The sequence below is a fragment of the Cupriavidus consociatus genome (assembly GCF_017814975.1).
In the GTDB taxonomy this organism is placed as follows: Bacteria; Pseudomonadota; Gammaproteobacteria; order Burkholderiales; family Burkholderiaceae; genus Cupriavidus; species Cupriavidus consociatus.
The window spans coordinates 44,057-64,374 of sequence record NZ_JAGIQA010000005.1 but is presented as its reverse complement, the minus strand read 5'-3'; the positions used below and the strand labels follow the sequence as shown (position 1 = coordinate 64,374).

Annotated in this window: 21 protein-coding genes; 5 read left to right on the top strand and 16 right to left on the bottom strand. The window is 67.5% G+C overall.

Annotated features, from left to right (window positions below):
* Window positions 1-217: 217 nt before the first annotated feature.
* Window positions 218-1,189: a methyltransferase domain-containing protein gene (locus J8I82_RS08665; RefSeq protein ID WP_284183046.1), complete on the bottom strand. Its 972-nt coding sequence runs from the start codon at window positions 1,187-1,189 to the stop codon at window positions 218-220.
* A gap of 120 nt (window positions 1,190-1,309) precedes the next feature.
* On the opposite strand from J8I82_RS08665, the gene J8I82_RS08660 reads away from it, so the two are divergent.
* Together J8I82_RS08660 and trmL are read left to right on the top strand one after the other, a co-directional pair.
* Complete coding sequence (locus J8I82_RS08660; RefSeq protein ID WP_245179578.1) at window positions 1,310-2,017, top strand: ComF family protein; 708 nt, start codon at window positions 1,310-1,312, stop codon at window positions 2,015-2,017.
* Between the two features lie 62 nt (window positions 2,018-2,079).
* Entirely contained in the window at window positions 2,080-2,550 is a 471-nt protein-coding gene (trmL, locus tag J8I82_RS08655; RefSeq protein ID WP_209756331.1) for a tRNA (uridine(34)/cytosine(34)/5-carboxymethylaminomethyluridine(34)-2'-O)-methyltransferase TrmL, read from the top strand.
* 14 nt (window positions 2,551-2,564) lie between these two features.
* On the opposite strand, the gene J8I82_RS08650 is transcribed toward trmL, so the two are convergent.
* The 5 genes from J8I82_RS08650 to J8I82_RS08630 all read right to left on the bottom strand — a co-directional run bounded on the left by J8I82_RS08650 (window position 2,565) and on the right by J8I82_RS08630 (window position 6,231).
* Window positions 2,565-3,542 carry a Bug family tripartite tricarboxylate transporter substrate binding protein gene (locus J8I82_RS08650; protein ID WP_209756329.1) on the bottom strand — a complete coding sequence of 326 codons (978 nt, stop codon included), beginning with the start codon at window positions 3,540-3,542 and terminating at the stop codon, window positions 2,565-2,567.
* Window positions 3,543-3,587: 45 nt separating this feature from the next.
* Window positions 3,588-4,604: an NAD(P)H-dependent glycerol-3-phosphate dehydrogenase gene (locus J8I82_RS08645; protein ID WP_209756327.1), complete on the bottom strand. Its 1,017-nt coding sequence runs from the start codon at window positions 4,602-4,604 to the stop codon at window positions 3,588-3,590.
* A 97-nt stretch (window positions 4,605-4,701) separates the two neighbouring features.
* Window positions 4,702-5,220 carry a protein-export chaperone SecB gene (gene secB / locus J8I82_RS08640; RefSeq protein WP_029046730.1) on the bottom strand — a complete coding sequence of 173 codons (519 nt, stop codon included), beginning with the start codon at window positions 5,218-5,220 and terminating at the stop codon, window positions 4,702-4,704.
* Between the two features lie 180 nt (window positions 5,221-5,400).
* Window positions 5,401-5,658, bottom strand: a complete 258-nt coding sequence (gene grxC, locus J8I82_RS08635) for a glutaredoxin 3 (protein WP_209756325.1) — start codon at window positions 5,656-5,658, stop codon at window positions 5,401-5,403.
* Window positions 5,659-5,817: 159 nt separating this feature from the next.
* The gene (locus J8I82_RS08630) at window positions 5,818-6,231 is read right to left on the bottom strand and encodes a rhodanese-like domain-containing protein (RefSeq protein ID WP_209756323.1); all 414 of its coding nucleotides are present in this window, start codon (window positions 6,229-6,231) and stop codon (window positions 5,818-5,820) included.
* 181 nt (window positions 6,232-6,412) lie between these two features.
* Here J8I82_RS08630 and gpmA point away from each other — a divergent pair, with 181 nt between their 5' ends.
* The 3 genes from gpmA to J8I82_RS08615 all read left to right on the top strand — a co-directional run bounded on the left by gpmA (window position 6,413) and on the right by J8I82_RS08615 (window position 9,788).
* Window positions 6,413-7,159 carry a 2,3-diphosphoglycerate-dependent phosphoglycerate mutase gene (gene gpmA / locus J8I82_RS08625; RefSeq protein WP_209756322.1) on the top strand — a complete coding sequence of 249 codons (747 nt, stop codon included), beginning with the start codon at window positions 6,413-6,415 and terminating at the stop codon, window positions 7,157-7,159.
* Between the two features lie 201 nt (window positions 7,160-7,360).
* On the top strand, window positions 7,361-8,950 hold the full coding sequence (locus J8I82_RS08620; RefSeq protein ID WP_209756321.1) for a S41 family peptidase: 1,590 nt from the start codon (window positions 7,361-7,363) through the stop codon (window positions 8,948-8,950).
* A gap of 73 nt (window positions 8,951-9,023) precedes the next feature.
* Window positions 9,024-9,788, top strand: coding sequence for a HesA/MoeB/ThiF family protein (locus J8I82_RS08615; RefSeq protein WP_209756320.1), 765 nt, complete (start codon window positions 9,024-9,026; stop codon window positions 9,786-9,788).
* A gap of 21 nt (window positions 9,789-9,809) precedes the next feature.
* Here J8I82_RS08615 and mnmH read toward each other — a convergent pair whose 3' ends face one another.
* The 10 genes from mnmH to J8I82_RS08565 all read right to left on the bottom strand — a co-directional run bounded on the left by mnmH (window position 9,810) and on the right by J8I82_RS08565 (window position 20,297).
* The gene (gene mnmH, locus J8I82_RS08610; protein WP_209756319.1) at window positions 9,810-10,913 is read right to left on the bottom strand and encodes a tRNA 2-selenouridine(34) synthase MnmH; all 1,104 of its coding nucleotides are present in this window, start codon (window positions 10,911-10,913) and stop codon (window positions 9,810-9,812) included.
* A gap of 11 nt (window positions 10,914-10,924) precedes the next feature.
* Complete coding sequence (selD, locus tag J8I82_RS08605) at window positions 10,925-11,971, bottom strand: selenide, water dikinase SelD (RefSeq protein WP_209756318.1); 1,047 nt, start codon at window positions 11,969-11,971, stop codon at window positions 10,925-10,927.
* Between the two features lie 197 nt (window positions 11,972-12,168).
* Window positions 12,169-12,648, bottom strand: a complete 480-nt coding sequence (bfr, locus tag J8I82_RS08600; RefSeq protein ID WP_061957256.1) for a bacterioferritin — start codon at window positions 12,646-12,648, stop codon at window positions 12,169-12,171.
* A 127-nt stretch (window positions 12,649-12,775) separates the two neighbouring features.
* Entirely contained in the window at window positions 12,776-13,081 is a 306-nt protein-coding gene (locus J8I82_RS08595) for a (2Fe-2S)-binding protein (protein WP_209756317.1), read from the bottom strand.
* 225 nt (window positions 13,082-13,306) lie between these two features.
* The gene (gene ptsP, locus J8I82_RS08590) at window positions 13,307-15,097 is read right to left on the bottom strand and encodes a phosphoenolpyruvate--protein phosphotransferase (protein WP_209756316.1); all 1,791 of its coding nucleotides are present in this window, start codon (window positions 15,095-15,097) and stop codon (window positions 13,307-13,309) included.
* Between the two features lie 58 nt (window positions 15,098-15,155).
* Window positions 15,156-15,425 (bottom strand): HPr family phosphocarrier protein, encoded by a 270-nt coding sequence (locus J8I82_RS08585; RefSeq protein WP_029046719.1) that lies wholly within the window; start codon window positions 15,423-15,425, stop codon window positions 15,156-15,158.
* Window positions 15,394-15,849, bottom strand: a complete 456-nt coding sequence (locus tag J8I82_RS08580; protein WP_209756314.1) for a PTS sugar transporter subunit IIA — start codon at window positions 15,847-15,849, stop codon at window positions 15,394-15,396. The genes J8I82_RS08585 and J8I82_RS08580 overlap by 32 nt, the downstream gene beginning before the upstream one ends.
* Before the next feature lie 78 nt (window positions 15,850-15,927).
* Window positions 15,928-16,881, bottom strand: coding sequence for a glutathione synthase (gshB, locus tag J8I82_RS08575; protein WP_209756312.1), 954 nt, complete (start codon window positions 16,879-16,881; stop codon window positions 15,928-15,930).
* A 23-nt stretch (window positions 16,882-16,904) separates the two neighbouring features.
* Window positions 16,905-18,200, bottom strand: a complete 1,296-nt coding sequence (gshA, locus tag J8I82_RS08570) for a glutamate--cysteine ligase (RefSeq protein ID WP_209756310.1) — start codon at window positions 18,198-18,200, stop codon at window positions 16,905-16,907.
* A gap of 531 nt (window positions 18,201-18,731) precedes the next feature.
* Window positions 18,732-20,297: an ammonium transporter gene (locus tag J8I82_RS08565; RefSeq protein WP_209756308.1), complete on the bottom strand. Its 1,566-nt coding sequence runs from the start codon at window positions 20,295-20,297 to the stop codon at window positions 18,732-18,734.
* Between the last annotated feature and the right edge of the window lie 21 nt (window positions 20,298-20,318).

Here is a 20,318-nt window from a genome sequence, read left to right as displayed (position 1 = left end):
CGGGCTGCACAGTGCAGGTGCAAAACCAGGACGTTCTTGTGCCAGGGGACCACTGCGACAAACTGGCGCATTATAGGGCGCTTCCCATACACGGACAAGGGCGGCCCTTGACCAGGGCGCTTGCGCGCCGCTCGATTCTGTGCATGGGAAATAGCCCGGAATGCCGCGCCGGCCCTCAGTCTGCGGCAATCTGTCGCACGCGCAAGTTAACTCTGTTTTAACCTGCCCGACGGGGCTTTGCACGCCCGATCTGGTCCAGCGGCACCACGGCGCGGCCCTGGTCGTCGCGCACCTGGCCCCCGCGCGCCGGCAGTTTCCACGCATGGCCGTAGACGATCTCGAAGGTCAGCGGGATCACCCCGTCGGCGTTGCGGCGCCGCTCCAGCGCCTGTGTCAGCGCCTGGTACCAGCGCCTGCCGCGCAGGCCTTGCGGCAGCGCGCTGGCCGGGCCGCGCAGGCCGCCGAAGGCCTGCACCTCGTGCAGCAGCGTGGCGGGCGACTCGTAGGTCACGGTCAGGGTTTCCATGTCCATCACCGGTGTAGACCAGCCGCCGTGGACCAGCATGTCGCCAATGTCGTGCATGTCGACAAAGCGCAACGTATGGGGCGCGCCATCGACTTCGGCAAAGGCCGCGCGCAGTTCGCCAAGGGTATCGGGGCCGAACAGCGAGAACAGCACCAGCCCTTCGTCACGCGTCACGCGGTGCCATTCCGGGAATACGCGGTGCGGCTCCGGATGCCAGTGCAGCGCCAGGTTGGACCACAGCAGGTCGAAGCTCGCGGGCGCAAAAGGCAGTGTGGCAAGATCACCCTGGACCAGGTCGAACAGCGGCCGCTTGCCCAGCATGCGGCCGAGCCAGCCCGGGCGGCGCTGCTGGTCGCGCTGGCCGGCTTCCGCCAGCATTGCCCCGGAGATGTCCAGGCCAGCGATCTGCGCATCCGGGAAGCGGGCGCGCAGCGCCGCCAGCCCCTGGCCATGGCCGCAGCCGATGTCCAGCGCGCGTTGCGGCGCCAGCCGGATCACCTCCATGCGCTCTTGCATGCGGCGGCCGATCTCGCCCAGAAGGAAGTCGAGCTGGCCGAAATGGCGGCTGCGCCGGTCGAAGGCGAGCCGGGTCAGGCGCGCGGGCGGCAGGAAGGCATCGTTACCAGCGGAGCTATCGGGGAGATCGGCGGCATGCAGGGACACGGACAGGCAGGGCAGCAAGAAAACCAGGAACCGGCGCGCGCGCCGGACGAACGCGGCCGCCGCGCAAGATGGGCCGCGGCCGGACGGCAAGTATACGCGCGCGCCGCGATAGGCGCCGGGATGGTCCGCCGCGCCTGGCGGTCCGCTGTCCCCGCGCTGCTGCCAAGTGCCTGCGCGCTGTGCGGCAGCGTGCAGCGGGATGTGGTGTGCGCGCCCTGCGCCGCGGACCTGCTGCGGCCGCTACGGCGCTGCCCCGTTTGCGCGCTGGCGCTGGGCCGCCATGCCGGCTGCCCGGGCTGCGCCGCCATGCCGCCGGCGTTCGACCATGCCTGCACGCTGGGCGACTACGCCAGCCCGCAGGACAGCCTGGTGCTGTCTCTCAAGTTCGGCCACGCGCTGCCGCTGGCCGACTGGCTGGCGGGCAGCCTCGCTGCGATCCTGCCGGCGGCTTGGGCGGCGCAGGGGCTGGCGCCGCCCGACCTGCTCGCCCCCATCCCGCTGGCGCTGCAACGGCTGGCCGCGCGCGGCTTCAACCAGGCATGGGAAATCGCCCGCCCGCTGGCGCGCCGGCTCGACCTGCGCGCCGATCCCGTGCTGCTGCGGCGCCGGCGCGATACCGGCAGCCAGCGCGCGCTGGACCTGGCCGCGCGGCAGGTGAACCTGCGCGATGCGTTCCGGCTGACGCGGCCCGCGCGGCTGGATGGGCTGCATGTGGCGCTGGTGGACGACGTGATGACTTCCGGCGCGACACTGCATGAGGCAGCGCTTGTCCTCAAGGCGCACGGCGCGGCACGCGTCAGCGTGATCGTTGCGCTGCGTACGCCCTAGCCCGGATGACAGCGCCCGGTGCGCGCGTTAAGCTGCGCACCGTTCTCAAGAAGCTGCGCATCATGTTTAACGTCGTCCTGGTCGAACCTGAAATCCCGCCCAATACCGGCAATGTGATCCGCCTGTGCGCCAACACCGGCGCGCAGCTTCACCTGGTCAAACCGCTGGGATTCCCGCTGGACGACGCGCGCATGCGCCGCGCCGGGCTGGACTACCACGAGTACGCGACCATGCGCGTGCATGAGAACTGGGACGCGCTGATGGCCAGCGAGCAACCCGATCCCGAGCGCATGTTCGCGCTGACCACGCGCGGCTCGATGCCGTTCGGACAGGTGGCATTCCGGCCGGGGGACTGGTTTGTGTTTGGCTCGGAAACGCGCGGGCTGTCGCCGGAGCGGCGCGAGTGGTTCCCGCCGGCGCAACGCATCCGGCTGCCGATGCGGCCGGACAACCGAAGCCTGAACCTGTCGAATACGGTGGCGGTGGTGGTGTTCGAGGCGTGGCGGCAGAACGGCTTCGCGGGCGGCAGCTAAGCGCCCTGCCCTGCCTACTCCGGCTGCACGCCCGCAGCGCGGATGACCTTGTCCCAACGCGCCTTCTCGCTGACCATGGTCTGGCGCAGCGACGCTGGCGCAGTTCCTGCCGGAATGAAATACTGCGCCCGCATCTTGTCGCGCACGTCGGCGCTGCCGATGATCGCCACCAGTTCACGATATAGACGATCGATCACCGGTTGCGGCGTACCGGCTGGCGCCAGCACGGCCTGCCACGAGATCGCCTCGAAGCCCGGATAACCCGATTCCGCCACCGTCGGCACCGAGGGCAGCACCGCGGTGCGGCCGGTCGTCGTCACCGCCAGCACGCGCAGCTTGCCCGCGTTGACCTGCGGCATCGCAATGGCCGGCACCATGAAGCCCGCCTGCACCTGCCCTCCCACCATTGCCGTGGCGATCTGCGGGAAGCCCGGATACGGCACGTGCTGCAGGTCGATCCCAGCCATGGCCTTGAGCTGCTCCATCGCCAGGTGCGACGCGCTGCCATTGCCGGGCGAGCCATAGTTCAGCGCGCCCGGTTTCGACCTGGCCAGCGCGACGAACTCGCGCAGGCTATGCACCGGCAGCCGCGCGTCGACCACCAGCACATTGGGCGAGGTGGCCACCAGCGTCACCGGGGCGAGCTGGCGGAACGGGTCGTAGTTGAGGTTGCGCGACAGCGTTGGCGCGGTGACCAGCGGCCCGTTGATGGTGAACAGCAGCGTATAGCCGTCCGGGGCGGCACGCGCCACCATGCCGGTGCCGATATTGCCGCCGGCGCCGGGCCGGTTTTCGATCACGACGGGCTGGCCCAGCGCGACGGCCAGCTTCTCGGTGACGATGCGGGCGATCAGGTCAGGCGACGAGCCCGGCGGGAACGGCACCACCATGCGGATGGGGTGCGCGGGCCACGGTTGCGCCAGCACGCTGGCGGAGGCGCCGGCAGCGCAGGCGGCGGCAAGCGCGATCAACGCGTGTCGGCGGGTAGGCATGCGGAAAATTTAAATGTCTTCAGGAGGATTGGAGCGCGCGCGGCGTCATTCATCGCGCGCATCGCGCTGGAGCAATTGCGCGACCGCATCGGCGGCACCCAGGCCGTCGAACAGCACGGCGCACACCGCGCGCGCGATCGGCATCTCGACGCCATGCGCGGCGGCCAGCTCGGCCACGGCCTGCGCGCAGCGCACGCCTTCGGCCACGTGGCCCAGGCCGGCCAGGATCTGCTCCAGGCTCTGCCCGGCGGCCAGTTGCTGCCCGACCTTGCGGTTGCGCGACAGGTCGCCGGTCGCGGTCAGGATCAGGTCGCCGACGCCGGCCAGCCCCATGAAGGTCTCGATCCGCCCGCCCAGCGCCAGTCCCAGCCGCGTCATCTCGGCCAGCCCCCGCGTCACCAGCGCGGCCCGCGCATTCAGGCCGAGGCCGAGCCCGTCGCTGGCCCCGGTGGCGATCGCCAGCACATTCTTGACGGCGCCGCCGACCTCGACGCCGGTCAGGTCGTCGCTGCCGTAGATGCGCATGGCGTGGTGATGGAAGGCCTGCTGGGCCCGCTCCGCCAGCGACGGCACGCTGCCCGCCACCGTCAGCGCGCACGGCAGGCCTTGCGCGACTTCGCGCGCGAAGCTGGGGCCGGTCAGCACGCCGTAGTCAAAGCCTTCCGTGCGGCCGGCGGCATCGAGTTCGGCGCGCACCATCTGGTGCGGCAGCAGGTGCGTGCCGGCCTCGAAACCCTTGCACAGCCACAGCATCGACACAGGCCGGGCGCTGCGCGTGGCCAGCCGGCGCGTCATTTCACGCAGTCCGGAGACCGGCGTGGCGACCACCACAATGCCGTCCGGATTGTCCGCGGCATGGGCCACCGCTTGCTCGAAATCGGCTTGCACCGCCAGCCGCCCGGACAGCTTCACGCCAGGCAGGTAGGCAGCGTTTTCACGCGTCGCGGCGATGGCCGCCAGTTGCGCGGCATCGCGCCCCCACAGCACCACGTCATTGGTGGCCGCGGCATGGCTGGCGAGGGCGGTGCCCCAGGCACCGGCACCGAGAAAGGTCAGTTTCATGGCAGCTCGATCGGAGAGAAATCAGGCGCTACAACATGCGCACAAGCAAAACGGGGCCGCAGCCCCGTTCCGTAGCATGGCGCGGCAGGTCGCTCGCTCAGTGGCGGGCCTGGCTGCCGTCGGGCATCACGATGCCGCTGTTGCCGCCTTCGGCCGCCTGGGCTTCCTGCATGGCCGCCTGCAGGCGTTGCTCGTACAGCGCCTGGAAATTGATTTCCGACAGGTGGATGGCCTGGAAGCCGGCACGGGTGATCACGTCCGCGATATTGCCGCGCAGGTACGGGTAGAGGATGGTCGGGCAGGCGATGCCCAGCAGCGGGTCCAGCTGCTCCACCGGCACGTTGCGGATATCGAAAATGCCGGCCTGGTGCGCTTCCACCAGGAATGCCACCTTGTCCTGCACCTTGGTCGTCACGGTGCCGGTCACGACCACCTCGAAGATGCCTTCCTGCAGCTGCGAAGCGCCAACGTTGACCTGCACTTCCACCGACGGGGCTTCCGATTCCAGGAAGATGCCGGGCGAATTGGGCTGCTCCAGCGACATGTCCTTCAGGTAGACGCGCTGGATGTTGAAGAAGGGTTGATCGTCCTGCTGGGTGTTTTGCTGGTCGCTCATGAAAGGCTTCCGGGAGGATGGGCGTTGGGCGCGGCGGCGGCAGCGCCTGCGAGGCGCAAGGACTGGCCGGTGCCCGGTTGGAAAAGTGGAAAGCGCATATGGTACATGACGCGGGTGGCGATTTCACCCGCGCCGGCGCTGGGACGGCCAGGAATGAGAGAGTTCTGACCGCCAGCGCGATCAGGCTGCCAGCAGCGGCATCAGGCCGCCCTTGCGGTCCAGCGCCGAGAGGTCGTCGAAGCCGCCCACATGGGTCTCGTCGATGTAGATCTGCGGCACGGTACGGCGCCCGGTACGCGACATCATTTCTTCGCGCTTGCCCGGTTCGCGGTCGATCAGGATCTTCTCGATCGTCTCGACCCCGCGGGACTTGAGCAGGCGTTCAGCCATATTGCAAAACGGGCACACCACGGTGCTGTACATGACGACGCGTGCCATGTGGGTTCTCCTTCAATACGAGTTCAGCGCACGACCCGGCGGGCGGACGCCTTGTGACGGATACGGCGGAAATACGGCCCAGCGCCGACAACCAACGAGATCGACCAGGGGCCTCAGCCGGGTTTCTGCAATGAACGCAAAAGCCGCGCCATCGGCAGCTTACTTGACCAGCGGCAGACCCGCCTGCTGCCAGGCGGCGATACCGCCCTCGAGCGCATAGATCTCACTGTAACCGGCTTCCTTCAGCGCTGCCTGAGCCTTGCCCGCGCGCTGGCCGTTCTGGCATACCACGATGATGGGGGCCGCCTTATCCTTTGCAAGACCCGCGGCGCGCGAGGCCAGGTCGCCCAGCGGGGCACTCTTGGCCTGGGGCAGGTGACCCTTGGCGTACTCGGCGGGCTCGCGGATGTCGACCACGACGGCGCCACGCTTGTTGATCAGCTGCGTGGCGGCGGCCGTATTGACGGACTTGGCGCCGGTGCTGCGCGAGATCGCAGGCCAGGCCAGCAGGCCGCCGGAGACCACGGCCAGGGCGATCAGGGCGAGGTTGTTGTAGTCGGCAAAGAAATTCACGTTGGCTTTCCGGTAGGTTGGGTCGGCGGCATTATAAAATATGCGGTTTGGCGTCCGGGCCCCTGCCGCAGCGGGCCACCCGCCATTGTCGCCTGTCCGAGACATGGGGCGCCCATGAAGCACTTCGGACCAGGTGGCGGCGCGGACGCACGCAGGTTACCTACTCTCTGGAAGCAGCAGCATGTACAAGCTCGTCCTTATCCGCCACGGCGAATCCACCTGGAACCTTGAAAACCGCTTCACCGGCTGGGTCGACGTCGACCTCACCGAAACCGGCGCCGCCCAGGCACGCCAGTCCGGCAAGCTGCTCAAGGAAGCCGGCTTCGGCTTCGACATCGCCTACACCTCGGTCCTCAAGCGCGCCATCCGCACACTATGGCACGTGCAGGACGAAATGGACCTGATGTGGATCCCGGTGCGCAACGAATGGCGCCTGAACGAACGCCACTATGGCGCGCTGGCGGGGCTGAACAAGGCCGAGACCGCGGCCAAGTTCGGCGACGAGCAGGTGCTGGTGTGGCGCCGCAGCTATGACACGCCGCCCCCGGCACTGGAGCCGACCGATCCGCGTGCTTCGTTCGACGATCCCCGCTACGCCAATGTGCCGCGCAACGAGATCCCGCTGACCGAATGCCTGAAGGACACGGTCGCCCGCGTGATGCCGCTGTGGAACGAATCGATCGCTCCCGACATCAAATCCGGCAAGCGTGTGGTCATTGCCGCGCACGGCAACAGCATCCGCGCGCTGGTGAAGTACCTGGACCAGATTTCGGATGACGATATCGTTGGACTCAACATCCCCAATGGCACCCCGCTCGTGTACGAGCTGGACGCCGACCTGCGCCCGATCCGCCACTACTACCTGGGCGACCAGGACGCCATCGCCGCTTCGCTGGCGGCCGTGGCCAACCAGGGCAAGGCGCGCTGAGCCCCGCCTGGGCAGCCGCGCCGGCGCCTGCGCGCCGGTGTGCGGCCGCCCACCCTGAACCGGGACGTGGCAGGTCCATTTATCCACTCGCCCTTATACTGTCGGACACAAGCGCCCCGCAGTTCCGGTCTTCCCGACGCCGGGCGCCCGCAGCCGGCATAATCCCCATACGTACAATCCGTACACGTTCAGGCAGCCCTCATGCGCAAGACGCTCAAGAACATCAGTCTAGTTTCTGTCGGCCTCGTCGCCGGCGTGCTCGCCACGCTGCAGATCTCGGCGACCGCACAGAACTCATCGGGCCCCTTGCCGCTGGACCAGCTGCGGCTGATGGCCGATATCTTCGGGCAGATCAAGCGCGAATACGTCGAGCCGGTCGATGACAAGAAGCTGCTGACCGAAGCCATCAAGGGCATGGTCGCCAGCCTCGACCCGCATTCGTCCTACCTGGACGAGAAGGACTTCAAGGAACTGCAGGAAGGCACCCGCGGCCGCTTTGCCGGCCTGGGCATCGAGATCTCGCAGGAAGAAGGCCTGGTCAAGGTGATTAACCCGATCGAGGATACGCCCGCGTTCCGCGCCGGCATCCAGCCGGGCGACCTGATCACCCGCATCGACGACAAGCCGGTGCGCGGCCTGCCGCTGGAGCAGGCGGTCAAGCGCATGCGCGGCGAGCCGGGCACCAAGGTCACGCTGACCATCTACCGCAAGAGCGAGGAACGCACCTTCCCGGTCTCGATCACGCGCGCCGAGATCCGCGTGCAGTCGGTCAAGGCCAAGATGCTTGACCACAATATCGGCTGGGTGCGCCTGACCAGCTTCCAGGAGCGCACCGTCGCCGACCTGTCGCGCAAGCTGGCCGAACTCGCGCAGAAGAACCCCAACATGAAGGGCCTGGTGCTGGACCTGCGCAACAACGGCGGCGGCGTGCTGCAAGGCGCGGTCGGCGTGGCTGCGGCCTTCCTGCCGGAAGACGCCACCGTGGTCTCGACCAATGGCCAGGTGCCCGATGCCAAGCGTACCTACAAGGCGTCGTACAACAACTACCGCCTGTCGTCGCTGGACGACGATCCGCTCAAGAGCCTGCCCGCGCTGTACAAGAAGATCCCGATGGTGGTGCTGACCAACGCCTACTCGGCCTCGGCATCCGAGATCGTCGCGGGCGCGCTGCAGGACCACCACCGCGCCCAGATCATGGGCAAGACCACCTTCGGCAAGGGCTCGGTGCAGACCGTGCGGCCGCTGACCAACGACACCGGCATCAAGCTGACCATCGCGTACTACTACACGCCGAGCGGCAAGTCGATCCAGGCCAAGGGCATCCGCCCGGATATCCCGGTCGACCAGAACCCCGAAGGCGATCCGGACGACGCGCTGATCACGCGCGAGATCGACACCGAGCGCCACCTGCACAACAAGCAGGAATCGGAAGAGCCGGAGATGACCGAGCGCGAGCAGCGCCGCGTCGAGGAACTGCGCCGCCTGGAGGAAGAGAACGCGAAGAAGACGCCGGAAGAGCGCGAGAAGGACCGCCGCAAGAAGCCGGTGGAATTCGGCTCCGCCGACGACTTCATGCTGCAGCAGGCGATCGCCCAGCTCAACGGCCAGCCGGTCAAGCGCTCCAAGTCGAAGCTGGAAACCAACCCGCCGGCTGACAACGGCAAGGCGGCGAAGCCGAAGGGCGGCGCCAAGCCGGCCGCCAAGCCTGCCGCCCCGGCTCCGGGCAAGCAGCCGCCGGCAAGCGCGCCGATCGGCGAGCCGCTGGGGACGCCGACCGGCAAGGCGCCCTGAGGCGCTGATCTACACCGCCGGTGTGCCCCTCTCCCGCTTGCGGGAGAGGGGCTGCCCTGTTCGGGATTCCATCATGAGCGACGACGGCCTCAACGACGAACAACTGCTGCGCTACTCCCGGCACATCCTGCTGGACGAGCTTGGCATCGAAGGACAGCGGCGCCTGCTGTCCGGGCATGCGCTGGTGATCGGTGCCGGCGGGCTGGGCGCCGCCGCGCTGCCCTTCCTGGCCTCGGCCGGCGTGGGCCTCATCACCATCGTCGACAACGACGAGGTCGATCTGACCAACCTGCAGCGCCAGATCATCCACACCACCGCCAATGTGGGCCGGCCCAAGGTCGACTCGGCGCGCGAAGGCATGCTGCGCATCAACCCGGGGCTGGAAATCGTCACGGTGCCGGCGCGCGTGGGCGATGCCGAGCTGGAACAGCTGGTCGCCTCGGCCAGCGTGGTGCTGGACTGCTGCGACAACTTTGCCACGCGCCAGGCAGTCAACCGCGCCTGCGTCCACCACAAGGTGCCGCTGGTGTCGGGGGCCGCGCTGCGCTTCGACGGCCAGATCAGCGTGTTCGACCGGCGCCAGCCCGAAGCGCCCTGCTACGCCTGCCTGTTCCCGCCTGCAGAGCCCGCGCCGGAAGTCGCCTGCGCCACCATGGGCGTGTTCGCGCCGCTGGTCGGCATGGTCGGCACGGTGCAGGCGGCCGAGGCACTCAAGCTGCTGGCTGGCGTGGGCGAGAGCCTGGCGGGACGGCTGCTGATGGTCAACGCGCTGTCGATGGAATGGACCACGATGCGGCTGGCCCGCACTCCGGAGTGCCCGGTGTGCGGCGGGCACTGAACACTCGAACGGGGTTGCCGCTCAGTCCTGCGGCGCCGAGTGCGCGAGCAGCCAGTCGGTGACCGCGGCGCGGTCGCCGCGGAACACGATGCGCGCATCGCGCTGCGCGCGCTGGTAGGCATACATGGGATCGTAGTAGTCGCGCAGCAGGATCTCGATCCAGCCGCGGTGCAGCGCCACGTCGCCTGACTCGGCCTGCCGCGCCAGCGCCTGCTCCAGCAACGCCGACAGCTTGCCGTAGCGCTCTCCCCCGAGCCGCGGTGCGATCGCCGCCATGGCGTCGCGCAGCCGGGCGGAATAAGCGTCGAAACCCATGCCGTCGCCATGCCCGGAGACGAATTCCGCCGCCAGCCCCTGCACGTAATCGCGCAGCACGCGCTCCACGCGTTCCTCGAAAGACGCTTCGAGCCACACCAGCGGGCTCGCCTGCATGCGTTGCGTCAGCGCTTGCGGCACATCGCGGCTGCCGATAAAGCGGCCCTCGTCTTCCACCACCAGCGCGCGGAAGCGGGCCTCGATACGGCGCAGCACATCGATCGTCAGTGCGTTCTCGAAATCAACCTGTGGCGGTTGCGCCTGCGCACGCCTGCCAAAGGCCGAGCCGCGGTGCCGCGCATGGCCCTCCAGGTCGAGCGCAGCCGGCACGTCGGCCAGCACGTCGGTCTTGCCGCTGCCCGTCATGCCACCCAGCACCAGCCACTGCTGCCCGGCGGCCGCGGCGTCGAGGGTGGCGATCAGGAAGGCGCGCATCGCCTTGTAGCCGCCCGTTACGCGCGGATAGTCGATGCCGGCGTCGTGCAGCCATTGCTGCACCAGCTGCGAGCGCAGCCCGCCGCGGAAGCAATACAGGTAGCCATCCGGATGCGCACGGGCAAAGTCCGACCACGCGGCGACGCGGGACGCCTTGTGCTCGCCCGACACCAGCTGGTGCCCAAGCTCGATCGCGGCCTGCTGACCTTTCTGGGCGTAGCACAGGCCGACGGCGTGGCGCTCGGCGTCATCCATCAGCGGCAGGTTGACCGCGCCCGGAAAGGCGCCGCGCGCGAACTCCAGCGGCGCGCGCACATCCAGCATCGGCACGCCACTGAGAAACAGGCTGCGGAAGTCCGCGGTATCAGCACGCATCTCAGCCAGCCTCAGGCGACTTCGACGGCCAGCGCCGCGCGTGCCACCATTTCTCCGATGGGCGTCAGCGACAAGCCAAGGCGCTGGCATTCGGCCGCAAACTCCGCCTCGCCGGCCAGCTCGACCGCCACCAGCAGCCCGCCGCTGGTCTGCGGATCGCACAGCACCGCGCGCTGCACCTCCGTCAGCGGCGTGATGCGGTGGCCGTAGCTGTCGAAATTGCGCTGCGTGCCGCCCGGCACGCAGCCCTGGCCAATGTAGTCGACCACGTCGTCGAGCACCGGCACCGCCGCGTAATCCAGGCGCGCGGTCAGTCCACTGCCGTCGGCCATCTCGACCAGGTGGCCGAGCAGCCCGAAGCCGGTCACGTCGGTCATCGCGCGCACGCCAGGCAGTCGCCCGAAGGCGCTGCCGGGACGGTTCAGCACGCACATCCAGTCGCGCGCGAGGTCGCGGTTGTCGGTCCGCAGCATGCCCTTCTTCTCGGCCGTCGTCAGCACGCCGATACCCAGCGGCTTGGTCAGGTACAGCCGGCAGCCGGGCGTGGCGGTGTCATTGCGCTTCATGTGGGCGCGCTCGACGATGCCGGTAACGGCGAGCCCGAAGATGGGCTCCGGCGCATCGATCGAATGTCCGCCGGCAAGCGGGATGCCGGCGTCGTCGCAGGCGCGCCGCCCGCCTGCAACCACCTCGCGCGCAACCTCGGGCGGCAGGACGTTGACCGGCCAGCCGAGGATGGCGATGGCCATCAGCGGGTCGCCGCCCATTGCATAGATATCGCTGATCGCATTGGTGGCGGCGATGCGCCCGAAGTCGAACGGGTCGTCGACGATGGGCATGAAGAAGTCCGTTGTCGACACCACGCCTCTTCCGCTGTCCGTGCCATCGATCGCATAGACCGCAGCATCGTCGCGCGAGGCATTGCCCACCCACAGCCGCGGATCGAGGTGCTGCGCCCCGCTGCCGGCGAGGATCACATCGAGCACTTTGGGGGAAATCTTGCAGCCGCAGCCAGCGCCGTGGCTGTACTGTGTCAGGCGGATGGGACCGGTGGTCATGGCTGGCTCCGTCGCAGCGCGCCGGCCGGGCAGGAGCCACTACCGGGCCAGGCACGCCTGGATGAAGAAAGGAATTGGAATGAGAAAGGTTACTGCCTACAGCCGAACAACATGGCAGCGCCGGGTGGCGCCGCGCGCGGTAAGGCTGGCCGCCTTTGCAGCATACCGCAGCGGCGGCCGGGCCTGGGACGGACGGCTTACTGCTCGCCCGGCTCCATCTGCGACTGCAGGTAGTTCTGCAGGCCGACCTTGTCGATCAGGTCCAGCTGCGTTTCCAGGTATTCGATATGTTCCTCGGTGTCGGTGAGGATATCGACCAGGATTTCGCGGCTGACGTAGTCGCCGACCGATTCGCAGTAGGCGATGCCTTCCTTGACGGTCTGGTGCGCGGTCTGCTCCAGCTTCAGGTCGCACTTGAGCATTTCTGGCGTGTCTTCGCCCAGCAGCAGCTTGTGCAGGTCCTGCAGGTTGGGCAGGCCGTCCAGCATCAGGATGCGGTCGATCAGGCGGTCGGCGTGCTTCATTTCGCCGATCGATTCCTTGTACTCGACGTCACCGAGCTTTTTCAGGCCCCAGTGACGGTACATGCGAGCGTGGAGGAAATACTGGTTGATCGCGGTCAGCTCGTTCTTGAGCTGGGCGTTCAGATGCTGGATGACCTTCTTGTCACCTTTCATTGGCGGCTCCTGTTGCATCGGGCCCGCGCAAAAACACGAAGCGGCGCCATTGGCGCCGCGTGCAGTCGGTGAGAATAGAAATGCGCAAAACGCGCCGTGAACTGACTTTCAGCTCACATGGGCGCGTTCAGGCAACCAGCGCCTTGCGCTGGTCGTTCGCGACTGCCGGGTCCCGAGTGTCCATTATGGTACATGGGCCCGACACGGAACAGGAAGAAATCTCCACAACCTGGATGCTTGCGAGCGTGGCCTTGGTGACATTGCGCACCGCCGCGACGCCCTCCTGCAACACTTGCTGCGCGCAGTCGCGGCAACGTCCGCAGCATGTGCCGACGCCAAGCGTCTCGGCCAGTTCGTCGAGGGTCTCGACGCCCAGGTGAGCGGCACCGTGGATCTCACGATCGGTGATCTGGTTGCAGATGCAGACGTACACAAATCCCTCCGTTGGGGCGCGTGGCACCGGCATGCCACTGCGAATGAACGTCAGAATATCAGAGATCGAAAATGATAACAATTCCCATTAGCGACATGGGAACGTCTCTGCACATCGGGTGGTAAAACTGCATCAGACGTTAAAAGAAGGCGGCGGAAGCGGCACTCTCCGGTAGCTTAAAGTGCCTCGTTTGCCGCCTCGCGCCCTCGGAAAACCCTGCCCCTATCAGGGTCTGGAGATCTGGCTCAGCGCCGCCGCGAGGTCCTCGGGATCATAGGCATTGAGCACCTGGTCCACCAGCGGTTCGAGGTGCTCGCAATTGGCGTGCAGGATCTCCTGTTTGACCCGCAGCAACTGCGCCGGGTGCATCGAGAACTCGCGCAGGCCCATGCCCAGCAGCAGCCGCGTCATGGAAGGATCCCCCGCCATTTCGCCACACACGGCCACCGGAACGCCGGCGCGGTTGGCCTCGCGGATGGTGCGCGCCACCAGTTGCAGCACGGCCGGGTGCAGCGGATCGAACAGGTGCGCCACGGCATTGTCGGCGCGGTCGATCGCCAGCGTGTACTGGATCAGGTCGTTGGTGCCGATGGACAGGAAATCCATCTTGCGCAGGAACAGCGGCAGCAGCAGCACCGCCGCCGGGATCTCGATCATGGCGCCGACCTTCATGCCGGGGTCATACGGCTCGCCGCGCTCGTCCAGCTGGCGCTTGGCCTTGGCGATCAGCGCCAGGGTCTGGTCGATCTCGCTGGCGTGCGCCAGCATCGGCACCAGCAGCCGCACCGGACCGAAGGCCGAGGCGCGCAGCAGCGCCCGCAGCTGGGTCAGGAACATGGTCGGCTCCGACAGCGACCAGCGGATCGCGCGCAGCCCCAGCGCCGGGTTTAGCGCCGTTTCGAAGTCATCGCCCCGCCCGTCGCCGCGGCCATCGCGTCCGTCGCGGCCGTCGAGCGGCTTGTCCGCGCCGATATCGATGGTGCGGATGGTCACCGGCAGCCCGTGCATGGCGTCGACCGCGCCGCGGTAGGCCTGGAACTGCTCTTCCTCGTCCGGCAGTTCGCCGCGCCGGTTCATGAACAGGAACTCGGACCGGAACAGGCCGACGCCCACCGCGCCCGCAGACAGCGCGGAGCCGGCGTCCTCGGCCATCTCGATATTGGCCAGCAGCTCGATCTCGAGCCCGTCCAGCGTCACCGCCGGGGTATGGCGCAGCCGCTGCAGGTGCTTCTTCTCCAGCGCGCGCTCGCTTTGCCGGTGGCGGTATTCCTCGAGGATGATGGCCGTGGGGTCGACGATCACCAGCCCGGCGTCGCCGTCGATGATGATCCAGTCGTCCTGGCGGATCAGCTCGCTCGCGCTCTGCACCCCCACCGCGGCCGGGATATCCAGGCTGCGCGCGACGATGGCGGTGTGCGAGGTGCGCCCGCCCAGGTCGGTGACAAAGCCGTGGAACACGGTGTGGCGGAACTGCAGCATGTCGGCCGGGGCGATGTCGTGGGCCACCACGATCACGCCCGGCGCCGGCTCGCCGTCGGCCGCCAGTGCCGGCACCGGCGCCGGTACCAGCACGGGGGCGCCGGCCAGCGCCTTCAGGATGCGCTCGACCACCTGCTGGATGTCGGCCTTGCGCTCGCGCAGGTATTCGTCCTCGATCTCGTCGAACTGGCGCATCAGTTCTTCGAGCCGCGTGGTGAGTGCCCACTCTGCGTTGTAGCGGCGGCCCCGGATCAGCGCCTCGGGCTCGCGCGCGAGCGCCTCGTCGTCGAGGATCATCGCGTGCACGTCGAGGAAGGCGCCCATCTCCTCGGGCGCGTCGCGCGGCAGGTCGCGCTTGAGCGCCGCCAGTTCCGCGCGCACCGCGGCCCGGGCGGCGCGCAGCCGTTCGACCTCGGCATCGAGCTGGTCTTCATCGACCAGGTAGTGCGACACGTCCAGCGCCGCGGGCGCGAGCAGGTGCGCGCGGCCGATGGCCACGCCGCGCGAGACCGGGATGCCGTGCAGGGCGAAAGGCATGTACCGCTCCGTCAGGAACGTTTAAGAATTCGAAGTTGCGGGAGCGGGGCCGCCGGCCTCACTCTCCCTCACCAAACCGGTTGGCGATCAGCGCCAGCAACGCATCCATGGCTTCCTGCTCGTCGGGCCCGTCGGTCTCGAGGGTCACCGTGGAGCCGATGCCGGCCGCCAGCATCATCACGCCCATGATGCTCTTGGCATCGACCTGGCGCCCGTTGCGGGACATCTTGACCTGGCTGACGAAGCTGCCTGCGAGCTGGGTCAGCTTGGCGGACGCGCGTGCATGCAGTCCGAGCTTATTGATGATGGTGGTGTCCCTCTGCAGCATATTTGTCGGGATGGTTGGCGGTTTGGTTCTGTACGGTGGTGGTGCCGACCTGCAGCACGCCTTGCGAGCCGCCCGCCAGCGCCTTGTTGACAAGCTGGTCGAGCTTCTCGTTGCGGTAGCAGATGGCGCGCACGAGCATGGGCAGGTTGACGCCGGCCAGCACGCGCACACGGCCCGGCTCGGCCAGGCGCGCGGCGATATTGGCCGGGGTCGCGCCGAAGATATCGGTCAGGACCAGCGCGCCATTGTCTTCGCAGACGGCGTCCAGGCGGCGCCTGGCCTCGGCCAGCACGGCGGCGGGGTCCGCATCGGGAAGGACGTCGATGGCTTCCAGCCGCTGCGGCTGGCCGCAGTAGACGTGGGCGGCGCAATCGCGCAGGGCCGAAGCCAGCGGGGTGTGCGCGATGATCAGGATGCCTGCCATGATGGTGAATCCGTTGGATTGCCCAGATTGTAGCAGGCGGCCCCCCGTGCTCCCGCTGCCAGCCGGGACGGTTGCCGTTCAGCTGCCGGCGGCGCCCACGGCGTGTTCGAGCGCGTCGATGAACATCGCCGCGACGTGGAACCCGGTTTGCTGGGTGATTTCCTGGAAGCAGGTCGGACTCGTCACATTGACTTCCGTCAGGTAGTCGCCGATCACGTCCAGGCCCACCAGCAGCAGGCCCTGCTCCCACAACCCCGGCGCCAGCGATTCGGCGATCTCGCGGTCGCGCTGGCTCAGCTCCTGGGCGCGGCCGCTGCCGCCGGCGGCCAGGTTGCCGCGCACTTCGCCGGCCATCGGCACGCGCGCCAGCGAATAGGGCACCGGCACGCCGCCGATCAGCAGGATGCGCTTGTCGCCGTCCTTGATCGCCGGGATGTAGCGCTGCACCATCAGGGTGCGGGCGCCGTCCTGGCCCAGCGTCTCGACGATGGCGGCCAGGTTCATGCCGTCCGTGCCTACCCGGAACACGCCCATGCCGCCCATGCCGTCGAGCGGCTTGACGATGATGTCGCGGTGCTCGGCATGGAAGTCGCGGATGCGTGCCAGGTCGCGCGTCACCAGCGTCGGCGTGATGAATTCCGGATGCTGGGCGATCGCCAGCTTCTCGGAATGGTCGCGGATCGCGCGCGGCTTGTTGAACACGCGCGCGCCCTGCTGCTCGGCCAGCTCCAGCAGCCAGGTGCTGGTGACGTATTCCATGTCGAACGGCGGGTCCTTGCGCATCAGCACCGCGTCGAAGGCGGAGAGCGGCTCCAGCGCGCTGTTGCCTTCGCGGTACCAGGCCTTGTCGTCACCCGTCAGGTGCAGGCGCGTGGCCAGCGTCTCGACGGTGCTGCCCGACAGGCACAGCTGCGGCTGCAGGCACCAGTACAGCTCGTGGCCGCGCGCGGCGGCCTCGGTCATCATGGCATAGGTGGAGTCCTTGTAGGTCTTGAAGGTCTCCAGCGGATCGGTGATGAAGAGGATGCGCATCAGTCAGGACTCGTCAGGGCTCGTCACAGGATCGGGTTCGGGTCGGTCTTTTCGAGTTCGATAGACGCCGCCAGCAGCGCCAGGCGCGCCACCACGCCGTACATATAGAAGCGGTTCGGCACCGCCGCACCCGGTTTGGCATGGCTGTCGGGGATGCCGTTGGGGGCGAACGCCAGCGGCACGAAATGCATGCCCGGGGCGTTCAGGTTTTCATCGTTGCCGCGGCCGGTGTGCACGCGGTAGAAGCCGCCCACCACGTAGCGGTCGATCATGTAGACCACCGGCTCGGCCACCGCCTCGTTGACCTTCTCGAAGGTGTGCACGCCTTCCTGGATGATGACGTCGCTGACCTCGAGGCCTTCCTTGACGACGCTCATCTTGTTGCGCTCTTTCCGGTTCAGGCCCTTGACCTCGGACGGGTCGCGCACGGTCATGATGCCCATGCCGTAGGTGCCGGCATCGGCCTTGACCACCACGTATGGCGTTTCCTTGATGCCGTACTCGCGGTACTTCTTGGCGATCTTCTTCAGCACGCCTTCGACCGCGTCGGCCAGCTCTTCCTCGCCCACGCGCTCGTGGAAATTCACGCCGGTGCAGCGGGCAAAGTACGGGTTGACCATCCACTGGTCGATGTCGATCAGCTTGGAGAACTTCTTGGCCACCTCGTCGTAAGCGGCAAAGTGGCTGGTCTTGCGGCGGGTCGACCAGCCGGCATGCAGCGGCGGCAGCAGGTACTGCTCGTTGATGTTTTCCAGGATCGGCGGGATCCCGGCCGACAGGTCATTGTTCAGCAGGATCGAGCACGGATCGAAGTCCTTCAGCCCCAGCCGGCGGCCCTTGGTGCCCAGGCGCGCCAGCGGCTCGACCACCAGGGTCTGGCCATCGGGCAGCTCGATCGGGGTCGGCTCGGTGATTTCCTCGGACAGCGAGCCCAGGCGCACATTCAGCCCCGCCTGGCGCATGATCAGCGACAGCCGCGCCACGTTCTGCAGGTAGAACATGTTGCGCGTGTGACGTTCCGGAATCAGCAGCAGGTTCTTGGCATCGGGGCAGATCTTCTCGATCGCCGCCATCGCCGCCTGCACGGCCAGCGGCAGCATTTCCGGTGCCAGGTTGTTGAAGCCGCCCGGGAACAGGTTGGTGTCGACCGGCGCCAGCTTGAAGCCGGCGTTGCGCAGGTCCACCGAACAATAGAAGGGGGGCGTATGCTCCTGCCATTCCAGCCTGAACCAGCGCTCGATCGACGGGGTGGCGTCCAGGATCTTCTTCTCCAGTTCGAGCAGAGGACCGTTCAGCGCGGTGATGAGATGCGGGACCATATCCATCCTATAGATCGTCTTTATCGTTCGCCCCGATTGTAGAGGAACGGCCAAACAGGCGCTGGCACACTCCTGATAAGGATATGCAGGCCCGTGGCATGAGGGAAAACGATATGGGGACGCCGCGCGGGAAATAAAGGGCCGCCGCCGCGGGCAAAAAAAAAGCGCGGTAAGCACCGCGCTTTTAAATGGCCTGACAGATACGGGGAGCGTTCTGCAGGTGGAGGAAACTGCCTCACTGGCAATGTATGTGCCCCGCACATTAAAGACAATTGAAGCTTTTTAAGATCGGAGTTAAGCACTTTGCGAAAAGCCCGCGTGCGTGCCGGGGAGATCGGCTGCCAGCCCGCTCCGGCATTGGGCTGGCGCCTTTTGCGAGTTTTCTCCGGGCAGCCGCCCCGCGATCCGGCATCGCGTTGTGGTCGGTCATAATGCCCGCTTGATAAGACATAGAAAAAACCCGGCTCGCGGCCGGGCAAAACTCCTGAGAGACCGATTCCCAATCAGCTCTCCAGCACAACACCCTGGCGATCAGCCTTCATATGCGGTCTCGCCGTGCGAGGTGATATCCAGGCCCTCGCGCTCTTCGTCTTCGGGCACCCGCAGGCCGATCAGCATGTCCACCAGCTTGTAGGCCACGAAGGACACGATGCCTGACCACACCACCGTGGTCAGCACGCCTTCGAACTGCACCCACAGCTGGCCGGCGATCGAATAGTCTTCCGCCACCTTGTTGGCCACGTAATCGTAGATGCCGGTGCCGCCCAGGCTCGGCGCGGCGAACACGCCGGTCAGCAGCGCGCCCACGATGCCGCCCACGCCGTGCACGCCGAACACGTCCAGCGAGTCGTCCATGCCCAGCATGCGCTTCAGGCCGGTCACGCCCCACAGGCACAGCAGGCCAGCCACCAGGCCCATCACGATCGAGCCCATCGGGCCGACAAAACCGGCTGCCGGGGTGATTGCCACCAGGCCGGCCACTGCGCCCGAGGCACCGCCCAGCATCGACGGCTTGCCCTTGCCGATCCACTCGCCAAAGGTCCACGCCAGCACCGCGGCGCAGGTCGCCAGCAGGGTGTTGACGAAGGCCAGGGCGGCACCGGCGCTGGCTTCCAGGCCCGAGCCGGCGTTGAAGCCGAACCAGCCGAACCACAGCAGCGAGGCACCGACCATGGTGAAGGTCAGGCTGTGCGGACGGATCGCCTCGCGGCCGAAGCCGATGCGCTTGCCGAACAGGTACGCGCCCACCAGGCCCGCCACGGCGGCGTTGATGTGCACCACGGTGCCGCCCGCGTAGTCGAGCGCGCCCTTCTGGAACAGCCAGCCCGACTTGGCGGTCGCGGCAGCGCCGGCGGCAGCGTCGGTGTAGGCGTCAGGACCCGGCCAGAACCAGACCATGTGCGCCATCGGGGTGTAGGCGAAGGTGAACCACAGCACCACGAACACCAGCACGGCCGAGAACTTGGCGCGCTCCGCGAAGGCGCCGATGATCAGACCGCAGGTGATGCAGGCGAAGGCGCACTGGAAGGCGAAGAAGCCCAGTTCCGGGATCACCACGCCCTTGCTGAAGGTAGCCGCCATGGCTTCCACCGTCAGCCCCTTCATGAAGAGCCGGTCGGTGCCGCCGAAGAAGGCGTTGCCCTCGGTGAAGGCGAAGCTGTAGCCATAGATCGCCCACAGCAGCGCCACCAGCGAGAAGATCACCAGGCACTGCATCAGCACCGACAGCATGTTCTTGGAACGCACCAGGCCGCCGTAGAACAGCGCCAGGCCCGGCAGCGTCATCAGGATGACGAAGGCGGTGGCCACCAGCAGCCAGGCCACGTCGCCCTTGTTGGGCTGCGGGGCTGCCGGTGCGGCGGCGGCTTCAGCGGGAGCGGCCGGGGCCGCCGCCGCGGGGGCGGCAGCCGGCGCGGCGGCTGGTGCGGCTGCCGCTGCAGCAGCGGCGGGAGCGGGGGCCGCCGAGGCGGCCGGGGCCGAAGCCTCCGCCGCCGGCTTGTCCTGTGCGGCGGCAGGCGCGGACATGCCCACGCCCGCCGTGCCGATGGCCAGCGCCATCGCGCCGGCCGTCAGGAATCGCTTGATCCAGGTTTTCATGTGATTAGCCTCTGTCTCTAT